General features: G+C 58.9%; 19 protein-coding genes. 8 read left to right on the top strand and 11 right to left on the bottom strand.

Annotated elements, in window-relative coordinates; translation table 11 throughout:
* Positions 1-3 precede the first annotated feature (3 nt).
* Positions 4-1,665, top strand: a complete 1,662-nt coding sequence (locus ACRZ9X_RS07055; protein WP_480517204.1) for an FAD-binding dehydrogenase — start codon at positions 4-6, stop codon at positions 1,663-1,665.
* On the opposite strand, the gene ACRZ9X_RS07060 is transcribed toward ACRZ9X_RS07055, so the two are convergent.
* The 3 genes from ACRZ9X_RS07060 to ACRZ9X_RS07070 form a co-directional block, all read right to left on the bottom strand.
* A complete protein-coding gene (locus ACRZ9X_RS07060; protein WP_480517206.1) occupies positions 1,666-2,412 on the bottom strand; it encodes a YbaY family lipoprotein in 747 nt (248 codons plus the stop codon).
* Between the two features lie 98 nt (positions 2,413-2,510).
* Positions 2,511-4,289, bottom strand: coding sequence for an SLC13 family permease (locus ACRZ9X_RS07065; protein WP_480517208.1), 1,779 nt, complete (start codon positions 4,287-4,289; stop codon positions 2,511-2,513).
* A gap of 90 nt (positions 4,290-4,379) precedes the next feature.
* Entirely contained in the window at positions 4,380-5,195 is an 816-nt protein-coding gene (locus ACRZ9X_RS07070; protein ID WP_480517210.1) for a TIGR00282 family metallophosphoesterase, read from the bottom strand.
* Positions 5,196-5,284: 89 nt separating this feature from the next.
* On the opposite strand from ACRZ9X_RS07070, the gene ACRZ9X_RS07075 reads away from it, so the two are divergent.
* Positions 5,285-5,512: a putative hemolysin gene (locus ACRZ9X_RS07075; RefSeq protein WP_480517212.1), complete on the top strand. Its 228-nt coding sequence runs from the start codon at positions 5,285-5,287 to the stop codon at positions 5,510-5,512.
* Positions 5,513-5,518: 6 nt separating this feature from the next.
* On the opposite strand, the gene ACRZ9X_RS07080 is transcribed toward ACRZ9X_RS07075, so the two are convergent.
* Positions 5,519-6,076, bottom strand: a complete 558-nt coding sequence (locus ACRZ9X_RS07080; RefSeq protein ID WP_480517214.1) for a 5-formyltetrahydrofolate cyclo-ligase — start codon at positions 6,074-6,076, stop codon at positions 5,519-5,521.
* Complete coding sequence (mgtE, locus tag ACRZ9X_RS07085; RefSeq protein ID WP_480517216.1) at positions 6,073-7,467, bottom strand: magnesium transporter; 1,395 nt, start codon at positions 7,465-7,467, stop codon at positions 6,073-6,075. The genes ACRZ9X_RS07080 and mgtE overlap by 4 nt, the downstream gene beginning before the upstream one ends.
* Positions 7,468-7,606: 139 nt before the next feature.
* On the opposite strand from mgtE, the gene guaD reads away from it, so the two are divergent.
* Positions 7,607-8,896: a guanine deaminase gene (gene guaD, locus ACRZ9X_RS07090; protein ID WP_480517218.1), complete on the top strand. Its 1,290-nt coding sequence runs from the start codon at positions 7,607-7,609 to the stop codon at positions 8,894-8,896.
* Between the two features lie 63 nt (positions 8,897-8,959).
* On the opposite strand, the gene ACRZ9X_RS07095 is transcribed toward guaD, so the two are convergent.
* The 3 genes from ACRZ9X_RS07095 to ACRZ9X_RS07105 form a co-directional block, all read right to left on the bottom strand.
* Complete coding sequence (locus tag ACRZ9X_RS07095) at positions 8,960-10,294, bottom strand: 8-oxoguanine deaminase (RefSeq protein WP_480517220.1); 1,335 nt, start codon at positions 10,292-10,294, stop codon at positions 8,960-8,962.
* 114 nt (positions 10,295-10,408) lie between these two features.
* A complete protein-coding gene (hisN, locus tag ACRZ9X_RS07100) occupies positions 10,409-11,200 on the bottom strand; it encodes a histidinol-phosphatase (protein ID WP_480517222.1) in 792 nt (263 codons plus the stop codon).
* A gap of 45 nt (positions 11,201-11,245) precedes the next feature.
* On the bottom strand, positions 11,246-11,617 hold the full coding sequence (locus ACRZ9X_RS07105) for a helix-turn-helix domain-containing protein (protein ID WP_480517224.1): 372 nt from the start codon (positions 11,615-11,617) through the stop codon (positions 11,246-11,248).
* A gap of 335 nt (positions 11,618-11,952) precedes the next feature.
* Here ACRZ9X_RS07105 and ACRZ9X_RS07110 point away from each other — a divergent pair, with 335 nt between their 5' ends.
* Positions 11,953-12,909 carry an NADPH:quinone oxidoreductase family protein gene (locus ACRZ9X_RS07110; protein ID WP_480517226.1) on the top strand — a complete coding sequence of 319 codons (957 nt, stop codon included), beginning with the start codon at positions 11,953-11,955 and terminating at the stop codon, positions 12,907-12,909.
* A 6-nt stretch (positions 12,910-12,915) separates the two neighbouring features.
* Here ACRZ9X_RS07110 and ACRZ9X_RS07115 read toward each other — a convergent pair whose 3' ends face one another.
* Positions 12,916-13,797, bottom strand: coding sequence for a LysR family transcriptional regulator (locus ACRZ9X_RS07115; protein ID WP_480517228.1), 882 nt, complete (start codon positions 13,795-13,797; stop codon positions 12,916-12,918).
* 127 nt (positions 13,798-13,924) lie between these two features.
* Here ACRZ9X_RS07115 and ACRZ9X_RS07120 point away from each other — a divergent pair, with 127 nt between their 5' ends.
* Positions 13,925-14,140, top strand: coding sequence for a DUF1127 domain-containing protein (locus ACRZ9X_RS07120; RefSeq protein WP_480517230.1), 216 nt, complete (start codon positions 13,925-13,927; stop codon positions 14,138-14,140).
* A 174-nt stretch (positions 14,141-14,314) separates the two neighbouring features.
* Positions 14,315-15,091: a Bax inhibitor-1/YccA family protein gene (locus ACRZ9X_RS07125; RefSeq protein ID WP_480517232.1), complete on the top strand. Its 777-nt coding sequence runs from the start codon at positions 14,315-14,317 to the stop codon at positions 15,089-15,091.
* 136 nt (positions 15,092-15,227) lie between these two features.
* Here ACRZ9X_RS07125 and ACRZ9X_RS07130 read toward each other — a convergent pair whose 3' ends face one another.
* Positions 15,228-15,734, bottom strand: a complete 507-nt coding sequence (locus ACRZ9X_RS07130) for a membrane lipoprotein lipid attachment site-containing protein (protein ID WP_480517234.1) — start codon at positions 15,732-15,734, stop codon at positions 15,228-15,230.
* 219 nt (positions 15,735-15,953) lie between these two features.
* Positions 15,954-16,121, bottom strand: a complete 168-nt coding sequence (gene rpmG / locus ACRZ9X_RS07135; protein ID WP_010441901.1) for a 50S ribosomal protein L33 — start codon at positions 16,119-16,121, stop codon at positions 15,954-15,956.
* A 294-nt stretch (positions 16,122-16,415) separates the two neighbouring features.
* Between rpmG and ACRZ9X_RS07140 the strand changes: the two genes are divergently transcribed.
* On the top strand, positions 16,416-17,051 hold the full coding sequence (locus ACRZ9X_RS07140; protein ID WP_480517236.1) for a DUF1326 domain-containing protein: 636 nt from the start codon (positions 16,416-16,418) through the stop codon (positions 17,049-17,051).
* 12 nt (positions 17,052-17,063) lie between these two features.
* Positions 17,064-17,906: a DUF2182 domain-containing protein gene (locus tag ACRZ9X_RS07145; protein ID WP_480517238.1), complete on the top strand. Its 843-nt coding sequence runs from the start codon at positions 17,064-17,066 to the stop codon at positions 17,904-17,906.

A 17,906-nucleotide genomic window follows, 5' to 3' on the forward strand; every position in this document is an offset into this window, starting at 1 on the left:
TTGATGACCAACAATACAGCAGACGCAATCGTTGTCGGCGCCGGGCTGGCGGGTCTGACCGCAGCAGCCGAGCTGAGCGACCGGGGCAAGAAGGTCATTGTTGTGGATCAGGAACCTGCGCATTTTCTGGGCGGGCAAGCGTTCTGGAGCCTGGGCGGACTGTTCATGATCGACACCCCTGAACAGCGACGCATGGGCATCCGCGACAGCCATGATCTGGCCATGCGCGACTGGTTGGGCAGCGCGCAATTTGACCGCGCGGAAGATGCATGGCCCCGCAAATGGGCCGAGGCTTATGTCGAATTCGCCGCCGGAGAAATGCGTCCCTGGCTGCACGAGATGGGCCTGCGCTGGTTTCCCATCGTCGGATGGGCAGAACGCGGCGGCTCCTATGCGGATGGGCACGGTAACTCCGTGCCGCGCTTTCACATCACATGGGGCACCGGACCCGGCGTGCTAGAACACTTCATCCGCCGCGTTCGCGGCCATGTCGATGCCGGTCTGATCCAGCTGAAATTTCGCCATCAGGTCAGCCATATCATCATGCAAAACGGCTGTGCCAAGGGCGTCTCGGGCGAGGTGCTGGCAGATGACACTGCCAAACAGGGGGCCCGCACCAACCGCGATGAGGTCGGTGAGTTCGAAGTTTACGCCCCTTCGATCATTGTGACTTCAGGCGGGATTGGTGGCAATTTTCAAATGGTGCGCAAGAACTGGCCCCGCGACCGGCTGGGCGAGCCGCCAAAGGAAATGGTGGCAGGCGTGCCCTTTCACGTCGACGGCCGCATGATCGCGATCAGCGAAAAGGCTGGCGGGCATGTGATCAACGGCGACCGGATGTGGCATTACACCGAAGGCGTGCGAAACTGGGATCCGATCTGGCCGTCTCATGGCATTCGCATTCTGCCCGGCCCCAGTTCGATGTGGTTTGACGCACGCGGCAACCGGATGAAACCGCCCTGCCTGCCGGGTTTTGACACGCTGGGAACGCTCAAGGAGATCCTGAAAACCGGGTATGAATACAGCTGGTTCGTGTTGACCCAGAAAGTAATCAAGAAAGAATTTGCCCTGTCCGGGTCCGAGCAGAATCCTGACATGACGGATGGGGGCTGGCGCGAGGTGCTGTTCCAGCGGGTTCTGACCGGATCAAAAGCAACGGCACCGGTCGAGGCGTTCAAACAGCATGGCGAGGACTTCATCGTTGCCAACACCCTCAGCGAGCTTGTACGCGGCATGAACCAGATGGGCGAGGCCCAGATCGACGAGGCCCATCTGCGCGCTCAGATCGAGGCGCGGGATTCGCAGGTGGATAATCCGTTCACCAAGGACGTCCAAATGGCGGCTATACTGGCTGCGCGCAACTATCGTGGTGACCGGCTGATCCGCACCGCGAAACCGCACAAGTTTCTGGACCCGGCCAATGGCCCGCTGATCGCCGTCAAGCTACATGTACTGACCCGCAAGACTCTGGGTGGGCTGCAAACCAATCTGGACGGCCAGATGATCGGCGCGGATGGTCAGGTCGTCCCCGGCCTGTTTGCCGCCGGTGAGGTCGCGGGGTTTGGCGGCGGCGGGTATCACGGCTACAACGCGCTGGAAGGCACGTTTCTGGGCGGCTGCATCTTTTCGGGCCGCAATGCCGGTCGGTCGCGCGCCGTGGCCTGATCAGGGCGTGCGAATGAATTTCAGAACCGGCTCGCCCGAAGCGTCCAGCATCGCAAGGCTGTCACCCGCGACCGCGTAGGTCGCAACGGTCTGCAAAGCTGCGAAGAACTGCCTTTCAACCTCTTCAATTTCAGGGGCGCAGGCCATCAGGGTGGCCGCCATGTTATCGGGAAACTCCAGGGTGGTGCCCGACAGCCGGGCCTGCCCCATGAACCGGTTGCATCCGCCCGTACCGCTGAACGCGCCGTCTTGTGCAAAGGACAGCTGCGGCGGTCGGTCGGTGGTCAATGTGTCGGCATTGATGCCGATGGCGGTCCAATTGGTATCACCCAGGCCCGGTTGGTTTTCACCGCCCACCTGCACCAGCAGCAATTCAGCTGTTTCTCCGGCCCCGTTGGTCAGCACCGGATGCACCGTGTCAGTAATGAACAACAGCTGTCTTCCGTTATAGATTGCTGCGCTGACGGAATAGGTCAAACCATCCCGGATCAATGCCTCATCATAAGTCAGCTCGAACTCTGCAGGCACCGCGCTCAGCGCATAGCGCTGGGATGCCAAGGTAACTGCGGGCGCATCCGCCAGCGAGATATCCTGCAACTGGACATAAAGCGTGGCATCTTCGGGCACAGCAATCCGTTCGCGGTAGGTGGCGGTTCCCGTCACCGTCCCTGCATGGCTTTGACTGCCCAGCAAGGCCACCAGAACAGCAGCTGCTATGATCGCTTGACCGAGTTTTGGAAAAGGCATGATCCCATCCTTTCACATCCGTGTTTGATGAAAAGATTGTGGCTGGATCGGCATTTACAAGCCCCCCAAATCCCGTGTCGGCAAATTCGTGCCAGCCGCTACAGCGGCCAGATCAGCGGGATCAACAATGAGGCCAACAGTCCCACTGTCAGATTCAACGGCACTCCCACCTTGAGGAAATCCGTAAATCTGTACCCACCGGGGCCGTATACCATCATGTTTGTTTGATACCCGATCGGCGTCGCAAACGAGGCCGACGCGGCCACCATCACCGCCACGACCAACGGTCGCGGATCGATCCCGACAGCCTGCGCCAATCCGATGGCGATGGGCGTGACAACCACGGCCACGGCGTTGTTCGACACAAGCTCGGTCAGAACCGAGGTCAACAAGTACACCGCCCAGATGATCAGGAAGGGTGGCAAGACGCTGAGACCCGGTGCTATGGCCTCGACAATCAGCGACACCGCGCCCGATTTATCCAGCGCCGCTCCGATGGCCAGCATCGAAAAGATCAGCGCCAGCAAGCGGCCTTCGACAAAGGAAAACGCCTCATCGGCATCAATGCAGCGGGTCAGCAGCACCACAGCCACCGCCAGCACCGACAACAGCAGGATCGGGGCCACACCCATGGCCGCCAGCGCAACGATCCCAACAAGCGCTCCGATGGCAACCGGGGCGTGGCTGCGACGAAAGGCACGGGCTGACGGCTGTGTCACATCAACCATTTCCATATCCGCTGCCAATTTCTGAATGTCGGCAGGAGACCCTTCGAGCAGCAAGGTATCGCCCACGCGCACGACCAACGCATCCAGTTGCCGCCCGATATTCTGGTTCCGCCGATGCACGGCCAGCACATACACGCCATAGCGGCGGCGCAGGCGCATTGTACCCAGCGAGCGCCCGACCATCCGACACCCCGGCGTGATCAGAACCTCGACCGTCTTGGTCTCGACCGCCGAAACCTGATCGACGCGCTTGAGCTCTTTATTGCTTTGCAGGCTCAGCAATTCGGTCATCTCGGTGCGCAGAACGACGCGGTCCCCAAGTTGAAGTTCCACACCTTTCAGGTTGCGGCGCAACGATTCATCGCCCCGGATCACGTCAATCAACCGCACGCCGGGGCGTTTGAACAACTGCACCCCTGTCACCTCGCGCCCGATCAGGTTGCTTTCCGGTGGAATCACGGCCTCGGTAAAGAACTTCATCTTGGAGCGGTCGCTGAGCAAGGTGGCCATGCTGTCCCGGTCGGGCAGCAGGCGCGGCGCGATGTAACGCAGATAGACCATGCCATAAATCACCAGTGCGATACCCAGAGGCGTGACCTCGAAAATCGTGAATGGCGTCATGCCCTGCGCGCGGGCCACACCGTCCACCAGCAGGTTCGTCGAGGTCCCGATCAGGGTCAGCGTGCCGCCCAGAATGGCCGCGTAGCTGAGCGGGATCAGCAGCTTTGAGGCAGGAACATTCAGAGTGCGCGCGATTTGCACGAAAACCGGAATCATCACCACCACAACCGGTGTATTGGATACAACCGCAGACGCCAGAACCACGAACCCCATCAACAGGCCGATGGCGATGCGCGGGTTGACCTGCGCCTGCTTCTGCGCGGTCGAGGTGAAGGCATCAAGCGCTCCGGTCCGCACCAAAGCGCCCATGATGATGAACATCGCGGCAATGGTCCATGGCGCCGGATTCGACAGGACTGTCAGAGCGTCTTGATACGGCAGGATGCCGGTCACCAGCATCAGGGCGACACCGCCAATAGCCACAACCTCGGTCGGGTAAACCTCGCGCAGGAACATGATGAACATGCCCGCGACGATCATCAGCGCCAAAATCGCGCTGCCGGTTTCTGTCAGTTGAAGGAATTGCATTCTTGGTATTCTGTCCGAACCCTGGCCTGGCACACGCGCCCGACAGGCAGTTTCACGCATTGCACGCGGCAGAGCAAGCCTGACATCACTTTACAGCGGCCCGGCCTGCTGCAAACGCCCGCCAACGCGTATCATTTGCACAGATTTGGCCTGTCCGGTGCGATCATCGGTCTCAACGAAGACACCGCTCAGCGTCGCCTCACCATTTGCCGGCGTGAACCGCGCCTTGGGCATTCCGGTGATAAAGCGGCGCATCGGCTCGACCTTGTCCATGCCGATGACCGAGTCGTAATCGCCGCACATCCCGGCATCGGTCAAATAGGCTGTACCTCCGGGCAGAATCTGCGCATCTGCGGTTGGCACATGCGTATGCGTTCCAACGACAAGGCTGGCGCGCTTGTCGCAGTAGTGGCCCATGGCCATTTTCTCCGAGGTTGCCTCGCAATGCATATCGACAAGGATGGCCTGGGCCTGCCCGCCACGAGGATGGGATTTCAGGATCGGCTCAATGGCGGAAAACGGATCGTCAAAGGGCCGTTTCATGAACACTTGCCCCAGCACCTGAACCACCAGAATCTTGCGCCCGCCCGGTGCGGTATACAGGCGATGCCCTCGCCCCGGCGCGCCCTTGGCAAAGTTTACGGGGCGCACGATGCGCGGCTCGGATTCGATGAACTGCAACATATCTTTCTGGTCGAACGCATGATCACCCAATGTCAGACAGTCGGCCCCGGCATCCAGCAACAGTTTGGCGTGATCGCCGGTCAACCCCATCCCGTTCGACGCGTTCTCGCCATTGATCACAACAAAATCCAGACGCCATTCGTCGCGCAGACGCGGCAGATGCTGCTGAACGGCCGCACGTCCCGCGCGGCCCATGACGTCACCCAGAAATAGTATTCTCATGCAATCCGTCCTAAGTGTGGCGCCAGACAAGCACAAGTGATTAAACTCGGGCCATAAACCGTCAAAAGTGTTTCCCAAAGGAGAGTTTCATGCACCGTTTCATACTACCCGCCGCCGCACTGCCCCTTCTGGTTGCATGTGATCCGGTGCCCGAACAATCCACTGAACTCGCCAACCCGGCGGCCACTTTCTGCGTCGAAAGCGGCGGCACCTACGCAATCCGTGATGGCGCCGACGGGCAGACGGGCGTTTGCACCTTACCGGACGGCCGCGACGTCGATGCCTGGGACTATTTCCGCGAGAACCACACCGGCTGATCACCGCTAAAAGGTCATAACCCGACTTTCGGTAATCACCATGTCCAGTGGCTGATCCGTGGGTTCCAGTGGCAGGTCGTCCGCCTCCTGCGCGTCAAAGGCAAAGCCGATGGCCAATGTCGGACGTATGGCACGCAACCTTTCCAGCGTGCGGTCGTAAAATCCACCCCCATACCCAAGTCGCCCACCCCTCGCATCAAACGCGACAAGCGGAACGATCAGAATTTCAGGGTCGAAATAATCATCGACCTCGGGCACTTTTGCACCGAAGGGGCCATCTTTCAGCACCCCTTCGGGAGACCAGCGCGAGAATTTCAGCGGTTGTCCTGCCGCCTGAATGACCGGAACGCCGACCGGTCCGTACGCCGAGGCTTCGGCCATCGCAGGCAGCGGGTCAATTTCGGTTCGGATCGGCATATAGCCCGACAACGGCACGCCCCGATGGCCTGCCAGAACTTCGGACAGACGCCCGGCAGCGCCGGGCAGGCGCGCGTCAAAGGCGATCTTGCGGCGCGCAAACGCCAACTTGCGTGCGGCGGCCTTGATTTCAGTCAGATCGGTCACAGTAGCACCACGCTGGCAAGCCCCAGAAAGATGAAGAACCCCATGACATCCGTTGTGGTTGTCACAAAGGTTCCCGATGCCAGCGCAGGGTCAACGCCCAGACGGTCCAGCACAACCGGTACTACCGTACCTGCAAAGCCCGCGATGATCATATTCACGACCAAGGCTGTTCCGATCACGACCCCCAGTAACGGAGAATCGAACCACAGCATCCCCACCGTCCCCAGAACAATGGCGAAACACAGCCCGTTTAGCATTCCGACCAGCAATTCCCGCCGGATCACGCGCATCACGTTCGACTCCGTCAGGTCACGCGTGGCCAGCGCCCGTACGGCCACCGTCAGCGATTGCGTGCCCGCATTACCCCCCATCGAGGCCACGATCGGCATCAGGATGGCCAATGCCACAAGCTGATCAATCGCCGCCTCGAACTGCGAGATCACCAGCGAGGCACATATCGCCGTGCACAGGTTCACCGCAAGCCAAGGCAAACGCCGCCTGCTGGTGGCGGCCACGCTGTCGGACAGCGAGCTTTCGTCACTGACCCCGGCCAGCCGCAGAATGTCTTCTTCGTGCTCTTCGTCCAGAACCACCATGGCATCGTCAATGGTGATCACACCGACCAGCCGCCCGTCTGCATCCACGACGGGGGCCGAGATCAGGTGATATTGGTTGAAAGCATAGGCCACATCTTCTTCGTCCTGATCGACGGGGATGGTGTGAAATTCCTCTTCCGCGATAGCACGCAACAGCGTTTGCCGACGCGCCGCCATCAGCTTACCCAGCGCAACCTGAGCGATAGGTTTCAACCTCGGATCAACAAGGATAATGTGATAAAACTGCTCGGGCAAATCTTCATTGGCGCGCATGAAGTCGATGGCCTGCCCCACCGACCAATGTTCGGGCGCCATGACGACCTCGCGCTGCATGAGGCGACCGGCCGAGTTTTCCGGATAAGACAGTGCCTGCTCCGCAGCGATCCGCTCGGAATCCTCCAGAACGTCCAGAATCGCCTCTTGCTGTGGTTCTTCCAGATCTTCCAGCAGGTCGACGACATCGTCGCTTTCCATTTCGCGCACGGCTTCGGCCAGAACATCGGGGCGCAGGACGTTGATGACCTCTTCCCGAACGGCCTCATCCAATTCCGACAGGATATCGCCATCGAATTCCTTGTCGTAAAGGCGGATCAGGCGCGACCGGTCAAATGGGTTGATCTGTTCCAGAAGGTCGGCGATGTCGGCCGGGTGCAACGGCTCCATCAGCTCGTTCAGCTTATCGCGGTCATCAATGTCGACCGCGTAAAGAATGGCCGCTACGGTCTTTCGGTCCAGCGCATAAACGTCGTCTTCATTGGGTGCTTCGGTCACGGGTTCATCAAAGCCTGTCGTCATATCTGCCCCCGTTCATTCCGTCATTGACCACTAATTAGAAGAAGCAGCTACCGGAAAACAATGACAATGCGGCGATTTACCGACAAGTTCCGCCCCCTTATGCTGTTTCAAAGTCCCATACAGGCGGAGATGACAGAAAATGGCGCAAAAAACGCTTCTGAAAGGGCGCGTCCTGAGTTTCAACGGTTCTCCGTTCGAAGGAGAGCCGACCGAGGCGGTCACCTTTAGCGAAGCGGTTCTGATCGAAGGCGGACGCATCTCGGCGGTTGGTGATGCGGACGGTCTGGGCAAGGCGAATCCCGGCGCAGATGTGGTAGATCATGGTCAGCACATCATCATGGCCGGGTTCGTGGACGCGCATGTGCACTACCCGCAGACCGCCATGATCGCCAGCTGGGGCAAGCGGCTGATTGACTGGCTGAACACCTATACGTTCCCCGAAGAGATGAAATTCGGGGATCGCGACTATGCCTCAGAGATTGCCAACCGCTATCTGAACCTGACAGCGGCGCATGGCACCACGACGATGTGCAGTTTCTGCACCATCCATCCCGAAAGCGTGGATGCCTTTTTCGAGGCCGCACAGCAGCGCAACCAACGCGTGGTTGCTGGCAAGACCTGCATGGACCGCAACGCGCCCGAAGGGCTACGCGATACCTCCCAATCGGCCTATGACCAATCACTGGCCCTGTTGGAGAAATGGCACGGGACCGACCGGCTGTCCTATGCGATTACGCCGCGCTTTTCGCCCACCTCCACACCTGAGCAGCTTGAGGCAATGGGCGCACTCTGGGCCGAGTATCCGCATTGCCTGATGCAGACCCATCTGAGCGAGCAAACAGATGAAATCGCCTGGGTGCGAGAGCTGTTTCCGGATGCGCGGGACTATCTGGACACTTACGAGAAGTTCGGTCTTTTGCGGTCAAACGGCGTATATGGTCATGTCATCCATCTGGAATCTCGGGAACGCGACCGCCTGCGCGAGGTGGATGCGGCACTGATCCATTGCCCGACCTCGAATACCTTCATCGGCTCGGGCCTGTTCGACATGACCGGATTGGTTCAGGACGGGCACCGGGTCGGATTGGCGACCGACACGGGCGGAGGTTCCAGTTTCTCGATGCTGCGGACAATGGCGGCAGCGTATGAGATCGGACAATTGCGCGGAGCGCCCTTACACGCGGCACAATTGCTGTGGCTTGGTACCGTGGGATCGGCACGATCGTTGCGAATGGATGATTGCATCGGCAACGCGGTTCCGGGGATGGAGGCAGATCTCGTGGTATTGGACCTGGCCTCGACCCCCGCCATTGCCCAGCGCGAAGCCTGCGCCGAAGATGTGTGGGAAGCGATTTTCCCGACCATAATGATGGGCGACGATCGCGCGATTGCCGAGGTCTGGATTGGCGGCAACCGCGTTCGCGTTTAAAGGAATGCGCCTTGCGGCGCATGCCTCCGGCGGAGGTATTTTTGAACAGAAGAAGGGCGCAGGTCAGCTTTGCAAAGCCCTGGCCAGTTTGGTCTGACGTTCGATCAGCTTTGGCAGGTCCAGCGTTGTGATATGGCCGTCGCTGACGATCTGACGGCCTTCGACAAACAGGTGCTTGACCCGCATCGGGCCCGCCAAAAGCAGCGCGGCCTTATCCCAGCTGCCTGCGCTTTCGATGCTACGTACATCCCAAACGGCAATATCGGCGCGTTTTCCGGGTTCCAGCCTGCCGCAATCAGGTCGGTTCAGCACATCGGCGCCGCCTCGGGTCGCAATCTCGAGCGCTTCGCGCGACGACATGGCATCGGCGCCGTTCGCCACACGCTGCAGAAGCATAGTTTGGCGTGCTTCGAGGATCAGAGAACCGTTATCGTTGCTGGCCGATCCATCCGCGCCCAGACCAACCGTCACACCACGATCCCGCATCGCCCGAACAGGCGCGATTCCCGATCCCAGCCGGCAATTCGAACAGGGACAATGCGCAACACCAGTTTGAGAACGGGCAAAAAGATCAATCTCGACCCCGTCGAGTTTGACACAATGGGCGTGCCAGACATCTGAGCCCGTCCACCCCAGATCTTCGGCATATTGCCCCGGGCGGCAGCCAAACCGGGCGTTAGAATATGCGATATCTTCGTCGTTTTCGGCCAGATGTGCGTGAAGCATCACGCCTTTGTCGCGTGCCAGCAAAGCGGTATCGCGCATCAAATCCCGGCTGACCGAAAACGGCGAACAGGGTGCAAGCCCGACCCGGCACATCGCCCCTTCGGACGGGTCGTGAAACGCGTCGACCACGCGGATCATGTCTTCGAGGATCGTCTCTTCCCGCTCAACCAGTGAATCCGGTGGCAGGCCTCCGTCGCTTTCTCCGATGCTCATCGCACCCCTTGTGGGATGAAAGCGCAATCCAATCTCGGCGGCTGCGGCGATTGTGTCCTCCAGCCTTGCGCCATTGGGATAAAGGTACAGATGGTCCGAGCTGAGCGTGCATCCCGACAGCGCAAGCTCGGCCAGACCGATCTGGGCCGACACGAAAATCTCTTCCGGGCCAAAACGCGCCCATATCGGATAAAGCGTTTTCAACCACCCGAACAGCAGGGCGTCCTGCCCGCCTGGAACCGCCCGCGTCAGGGTCTGATAAAGATGGTGGTGGGTGTTCACTAGCCCCGGTGTCACCACACAACCCGCGGCATCATGCACAATGCCATCTGTCGTCAGCCCCTGCCCGATCCGGGCAATCTGGCCTTCGCGGATCAACAGGTCAGCCCCTGCAAGTTCCTGCCGCGTATCATCCATGGTCAGAATGACGTCGGCGTTTTTGATCAGTATTTCAGGCATATCAACCACTCCTGCAACTGCCCGCCTCATGCATGGAGTGTTCGGCTGGTGGAAAACGGGCTCAAGAACCAGCCGGGTTGAGACTAGGACAGAGCGCGCATCAGAGCAACCGGGTCAATAGCGCTGCAGGATGTTCAGCGCCTCTGCGTGGAGCGCGGCATTTGCGGCGGCCAGCACGCGCCCGCCCTCATGCGTCGGGTTGCCCTGCCAATCGGTAACAATGCCGCCTGCCGCCTGGATGACAGCGATAGGGGCCTGGATGTCGTAGGCCTTCAGACCAGCTTCGATTACAAGATCAACCTGCCCTGCCGCCAACAAGGCATAAGCATAGCAATCCATACCGTATCGGGTCAGTTTTGCTTGCTGTGACACAGCGCGAAACCCGTCGCCCTCGGCCTGAGAGCCAACCTCTGGAAACGTGGTGAAAACAATGGCTTGGTTCAGAGACTCTGTGGCTCGCGTGGTCAGAGTGTTGCGCCCATGAGGGCCAACGGCGAAGGCTTGCCCGTCTTGCCCCACAAAACGTTCGCCAATATAGGGCTGGTCAATCACACCCAGAAACGGGCCGGATGCGTCACCCAACGCGATCAGGACGCCCCATGTTGGTGTCCCGCTGATGAAACCACGCGTGCCGTCAATGGGATCCAAGACCCAGACACGTCCACTGATTCCTTCTGTCTGGCCGAATTCCTCGCCCAGAATCCCGTCCTCGGGCCGGTGACGGGCCAGAACGGCACGCATGGCTTGTTCGGCATCGCGATCCGCCACGGTTACCGGATCAAAGCCGGTTTCCAGTTTGTTGTCTGTTGCCAGGTTTGATTGGCGAAAAAAAGGAAGAATGGCCGCACGCGCCGCGTCGGCCATTTCTTCTGCAACTTCCAAATCGGTCAGAGGGGCATTTTGCATAGGCAACCCGTGCGATCCCAGCCCTGCTGTGTCAAGCCGATTCGATCAGGCGACGTCACTGAGAACACGCGCCAGTTCGAACAGGCGGCGGCGCTGGTTCTCGGGAATCGCGTAATAAGAGCGGACAAGATCCAGTGCCTCTTTGTCGCCCATCAAATCTGCGGGCACGGATTTTTTGTCCGAGTCGGACTTTTCCGTTTCTTCCAGACCTTCGAAAAAGAAGCTGACCGGAACGTCCAATGCTTCGGCGATGTCCCAAAGGCGAGACGCGCTGATCCGGTTGGCACCTGTTTCGTATTTCTGAATCTGTTGAAACTTGATACCAACTTGCTGCGCCAGCTGCTGTTGGGTCATGCCAATCAGCCAGCGGCGATGCCGGACGCGTTTGCCCACATGAACATCGACGTGATGAGTCATTGGTGATCTCCTTTAACACAAACAACTGTTCGGGAACGCGACAGCAGCCATCACCGCCAGGCTAGCGGGTTGCTGCTTAAGAACTCCCTAACTTCGGATCGTGCCTCCCCCGAACAGCACCATGGGCTAATATTGCCGCAAATAATAATTTTTTCAAGCGGGTTGAATCGGTTGTGGGCGGCATTGGATTGCGGTTGTGCTGAAATATGCTGCTTTATGCAGCTATACATTCAGGATTCGCGTATCCACTTTGAAAGATGACCTTACGGAACCCTGACCGGGAATTGACAACACGGGACACCCGTTCACCAATACCCAAAAATCCGGAGAGCCACATGCAGGCCTATCGCGTATCAGCCAAAGGGGTCGCCCCCGACCTGCGTTCTGTCGACCTGCCCCCGACGGGTCCGGATCAGGTGCGCCTGCAAATTCGGGCCTGTGGCCTGAACTTTGCGGACTTGCTGATGCAGAAAGGAACCTATCAGGACACGCCCGAGGCGCCGTTCACACTGGGGATGGAAGTTGCCGGGATCGTCGATGAGGTCGGCGCGGCCGTTACTCATATCAGTCCAGGCGACCGGGTTGCGGTCTATTCCGGTCAGGGCGGGCTGGCGGAGTACGGTGTTTTTGATGGTGACCGGGTTATTCCGATCCCCGAATCGATGAGTTTTGAGGACGCCGCGTCCATTCAGATCGCCTATGGTACCAGCCATATTGCGCTGGACCACCGCGCCCGTTTACAACCCGGCGAAACTCTACTGGTGACGGGGGCTGCGGGGGGTGTTGGCCTGACGGCTGTCGAAATCGGTAAATTGATGGGTGCAACAGTCATTGCCCAGGCGCGCGGGCCTGAAAAGCTGGCTGTCGCTCAGCAGGCTGGAGCAGATCACCTGATTGACGCGCAAGATGACCTGCGGGACCGCGTGTTATCGCTGGGCGGCGCGGATGTGGTGTATGACGCAATTGGCGGCGACGTGTTCAAGGCTGCCTTCCGCGCGACCAACCCCGAAGGCCGGCTGCTGCCGATCGGGTTTGCCGGTGGCGACGTCCCGCAAATCCCTGCCAATCATCTGCTGGTCAAGAATCTAACGGTGATCGGGTTCTACATCGGAGGGTATCTCACCTTCCGGCCCGAGGTCGTACGTGACAGCTTTGAAACCCTGTTTCGCTGGCATGTCGAGGGCCGGATCAAACCGCACATTAGCCACACCCTGCCCCTGTCCGACGTCGCACAGGGGCTTGAACTGCTACGGGCGCGGAAATCTACCGGCAAGATCGTGATCACGATGTAGACCCGATCACCCCGCAACCGCCTTGAGCGGAGGGGTGCCCAGCATCCGGAAATTCTGGCGCACTAGCTGTGCCAGTGCCTCGACAACCTCGCCCCGGCCATCGCCAGCGCCATAAAGGTTGATCTTGTGCGCCGGAAGCTCGGGCAAGTGGCCGCTTGAATCGATCTGCTCAAGATGCGCAGCTTCGGTTCCGTCCAGCATGGCGTGAACAGCCAGGTCTGCGCTGACGGTGGCTTCGATGGTTCGGTCATTTTCGGTTTCCACCGACAGCTCCCACGGAATGCCCGCCGCATCCAGCGCTGCGATGACCTGCGGGCGGAACAAACAGCGCCGCCCCAGTGCCAGCGGAAGCGGGTCTTTGCGCCAGGCCGAACCACCCGATGCACCGATCCAGCGCAGCGGCAATTCAGCCACGGTCTCAGCCCCCTCGCCATCCGAAGCTTCTGTCGTCAGGATCAGGTCGCATTCGCCGCGCTTGAACATCTCTTTCAATTGCAGGGAATAAGACGATACCAGTTGCACGCGGACGCGCGGAAAATCGGCGTTAAAGCGTTGCAAGACGCGCGGTACCGCCGGATAGACGATATCATGGGGCACCCCCAGCACAACCTCGCCCTCGAAGGCCTGATCGGTCAGCTTCGAAATCACCTCATCGTTCAACGCAACCATACGGCGGGCATAGACCAGCAGTTGCTCTCCGGCGGCGGTCAAGGCGATTGTCCGCCCGCTACGATCAAGCAATTCCAGATCCAGAAGGTCTTCGAGGCGCTTGAGCTGCATGGACACCGCAGATTGCGTCAGGTGCAGAAACCCCGCCGCCCGTGTAACCCCGCCGTGATCCGCCACAGCCACAAAGGACCGCAAGGTGGTGATATCAAGATTTCGCATCTTCACGATCCTTTATGAGACAGTTCAAAAACATTCATTTTAAAAATATGTCATCATCACGCATATAGATCAAGGAAATTGATTGAAACGCGATGTCTCATCGATAACTCAGGAAAGGGCAAAACACATGACCCATATCGAGATCACAAGACGCTGCACCGCCGCCCGCCGCGCACGCCCGGGGCTTTGGGCACTTTTGCGTCTGGCACGGCAACGACGACAGTTGGCCAAGCTTGAAGACCGCGCATTGGACGACATCGGTGTCACCCGCCAACAGGCCCGCTCAGAAGCCGCCCGCCCATTTTGGGATGCCCCTGAAAACTGGCACAAACAGCTGTATTAAATGGCAAATGTCCACGATTCGGCGGCATGAAGGCCATAGCCGCCGAATTTACTGACAGTTTTGCTGAGTTTTAGGCGTAAAACCCTTGAAACACGAGGCGCACTCTCCGATATTTGCTGAGGAAACCAGCCCGTATCAGTGGGCTGAGAGCAGAATTATGGAGGGAGACCCTTTATGGCACAATTCGACACGATCCGGACAGCGGCCGGTGCGCGCGCTGCCGAGATTGATGAGGGCCTGCGCGCCCATATGAACAAGGTCTACGGCACGATGTCCGTAGGCATGCTGATTACATTTGCCGCGGCCTGGGCCATTTCGGGTCTGGCAACAACAACCGATCCGTCGGCGGCGGTTGCTGAACTGGGTGGCGGTAAATACCTGACTCAGCTTGGCTACTCGCTGTTCGCGTCGCCGCTGAAATGGGTCATCATGTTTGCCCCGCTGGCCTTTGTCTTTGGCTTCGGCGCTGCGATCAACCGCCTGTCCGCTGCCGGTGCGCAAACCGTGTTTTATACCTTTGCTGCCGTCATGGGCGTTTCAATCAGCTGGATTTTCCTGGTCTTCACCGGCCAGTCGATCATTCAGGTGTTCCTGATCACCGCCATCGCCTTTGCCGGTCTGTCGCTGTACGGCTACACCACCAAAAAGGATCTGTCCGCGATGGGCACATTCCTGATCATGGGTGTGATTGGCCTGATCGTGGCTTCGATCGTCAACATCTTCATCGCATCTTCGGCAGTTGCCTTCGCTATCTCGGTGCTGGGTGTTCTGATCTTCGCAGGTCTGACGGCTTATGACACGCAGAACATCAAGACCACGTACCTGCAGATGGCACATTCCGGCGATCAGGAGTGGCTGGGCAAAGCCGCAATCATGGGCGCGCTGAGCCTGTATCTGGACTTTATCAACATGTTCATGTTCCTGCTGCAACTGTTCGGCAGCCGCGAATAACACGAACTTGTATATATCTCTGAAAGGGCGGGTCAGTTTTGACCCGCCCTTTTTTGTTGAACACCGTCACCTGATCAGCAACGAAAAAGCCCCCACCAATCGGCGGGGGCTGATGACGGGTTAAGCTATCGAATCGTCAGCTACAGTTCAAAGGAACCGCAAAGCCCGAGCTGCGCCTGGACGATCCTTTACGGAACACATCTCCCGCTGGCAGGCATCCGGTAAACTGCTCTGCGTTCTGCCCAAACGCCGCTCCGACCGAATTGTCGACCTTGGTCTCGCCTTCGGGCGTTCTGAGAACACCATACAAGGTACCGTTCACGCGGACTGTACTCAGGAACAGGCTGGTATCCTGACCGGAGACCAAGACGGCGTCCGTGTCAGAACGTCCGCCGTTTTCAATGGCCACGCGGGCCACTTTCTCGGGGTCGACCTGATCCGTTGTCACAGGAACCGTGGGCAGTGCGGCCAACTCTGCAGGGATATTCGTAGCGGGCGGCAGGATTGCGGCAGCGCCATTGCGGTCAGTTGCAACGCGGGGCTCACCATCAATACCGGTAAAACCGACGCCTTCACGGTTGAATGGATCCTCGCAGGCTGACAACGTCAAAACGGCGAGAGCGGGCAAGATGATTTTTTTCATGACGATCAACATTTTGGAACGGTTAGCTCAAGCGTAGCGGTACGATGCTGAAAAAAGCAAGCCGTCCGGCGGCAGAATGCCTGCCGCGCTGATGCGCCTCTGCAACGCCCGGAATCGGCTTGGACAGCAGATTTGGCGCATTTCTCTCACCTCACGACACATGAAAAAAGGGACCTTGCGCTGGCAAGATCCCTTTCGCATTTCATGTCCGAAGGTAAATTACTTGATCTTGCCTTCTTTGTACTCGACATGTTTCCGAGCGACCGGGTCGTATTTACGAATGGTCATTTTCTCGGTCATGGTGCGCGCGTTTTTCTTGGTCACGTAGAAGTGGCCCGTGCCCGCGGTCGAGTTCAGACGGATCTTGATTGTCGTCGGCTTCGCCATGGTTATCTCCTGCGTCCGAAAAGGCAGGGGCCTTTCGGTTGAATCCTTATGAGCGTGCGCTTTTACCCGCTCGCGCGCCCGAGTCAACCGGAATCGGTCGCCAATCTCGACAATTCCTGCCCACGTCAGCACGCGTTACCGGGTCCCGATTTGGCAAGATCACGGTTTCGTGATAGCCTGCCCCGAGCGCACCCTGCCAAGAGACCGATTACAAGCTCGATGCGCGAGGCACAAATCTCAGGCCAGCCTATCACTTAGCAGTATGTTTTAAGTGGAACTTTTCTGGGGGCAATCATGACAGAATGGGAAATTCACGGCGAAGAGCTGGCCAATTGCAACTGCAATTTCGGTTGTCCGTGTCAGTTCAGTGTTCTTCCGACACATGGCAACTGCGCGGCGGTGGTCGTCTATGATATTCAGGACGGCCATCATGGCGACACGGATCTGGCAGGTGTGCGCGCCGCCGGGGTGTATCACTGGCCGGGGCCAATTCACGAGGGCAACGGTCAGATGCAATTGATCATCGACGAAGCAGCAAGCCCCGATCAACGAGCGGCCATCGAAGCTATTATGACCGGCAAGGATACGGATGAGATGGCCACTTTCTGGTTTGTCTACAGCGCCATGGCGCCGACCAAGCACGAAACGCTGTACCGTCCCATCGAACTGAAATGGAGCCGCGAAGAGCGCACCGGCTACGCCAGTGTGACAGGCATTTTCGACCTCGAGGTCAACCCGATCCCGCATATCGTAACGGGCGCGCCGCATCGGGCCTCGATCCAGTTGCCCAACGGGTTTGAATATCGCCACGCGGAATCAGCATCAGGAACGGCAAGAACAAAGGGTGGGGCCATCGATCTGCAATTCGATGCCACGCACGCACATCTGGCACATCTCAATATCTCGGGGCACGGCGTTCTTGGCGCTTGAGGCTTTGAAAGCATGACCAGAGAGACCATCCAGCCGTCTGTCAGCGCGGTCGACACCCTGATGCGGCAAGACAGGCGGATCGTCCTGTTTTGCGTTCTGCTGATCGTGTTGGGCGCGTCCTGGTATACGGTGGCGGGTGTGGGGATGAACATGTCCGCGCTGGACATGACGCGCATGGCCGGGCCGATTGGGGCCCCTATGCAAATGCCAGGTGGCGTGTCGTGGAGCGCATCCTACGCCGTACTGATCTTCCTGATGTGGTGGGTCATGATGATTGCGATGATGACGCCAAGTGCCGCTCCGGCGGTTCTGCTATACGCCGCGATCAAGAGGGTGGGCCCGGACAAGCATCGCGCAGCGCGCCTGAGTCTTGTGTTTCTGAGCGGGTATCTGGTGGCTTGGGCTCTGTTCAGCATTCTCGCAACCGCTGGTCAATGGGGGCTGGAGTTGATCGGGCTGTCGGACGGCCCGATGATGACGATCCGGTCCAAGGTTTTCGCTGGCGGCGAAATGCTGGCGGCAGGGCTCTATCAGCTCTCCAGCCTGAAATCCGCGTGTTTGCGTCATTGCCGCAGCCCCGCCCGCTTTTTGACGGATCATCACCGTCCCGGGGCTTTTGGAGCATTTCGCCTGGGGGCCATGCATGGTGCATATTGTCTCGGTTGTTGCTGGGCATTGATGCTTTTGCTGTTTGTGGGCGGTGTGATGAACCTGTGGTGGATTGTCGGGATCGCGCTGTATGTCGGTCTCGAGAAGCTGTTGCCGCAGGCCCGCTGGCTGGTTCCGACGACCGGAATCGGGCTGATGGTTGCGGGGACATGGGTGATTTTCGGTGGGGTTTTGACCCCGACCTGA

This window comes from Ruegeria sp. AL1 (genome assembly GCF_056540905.1).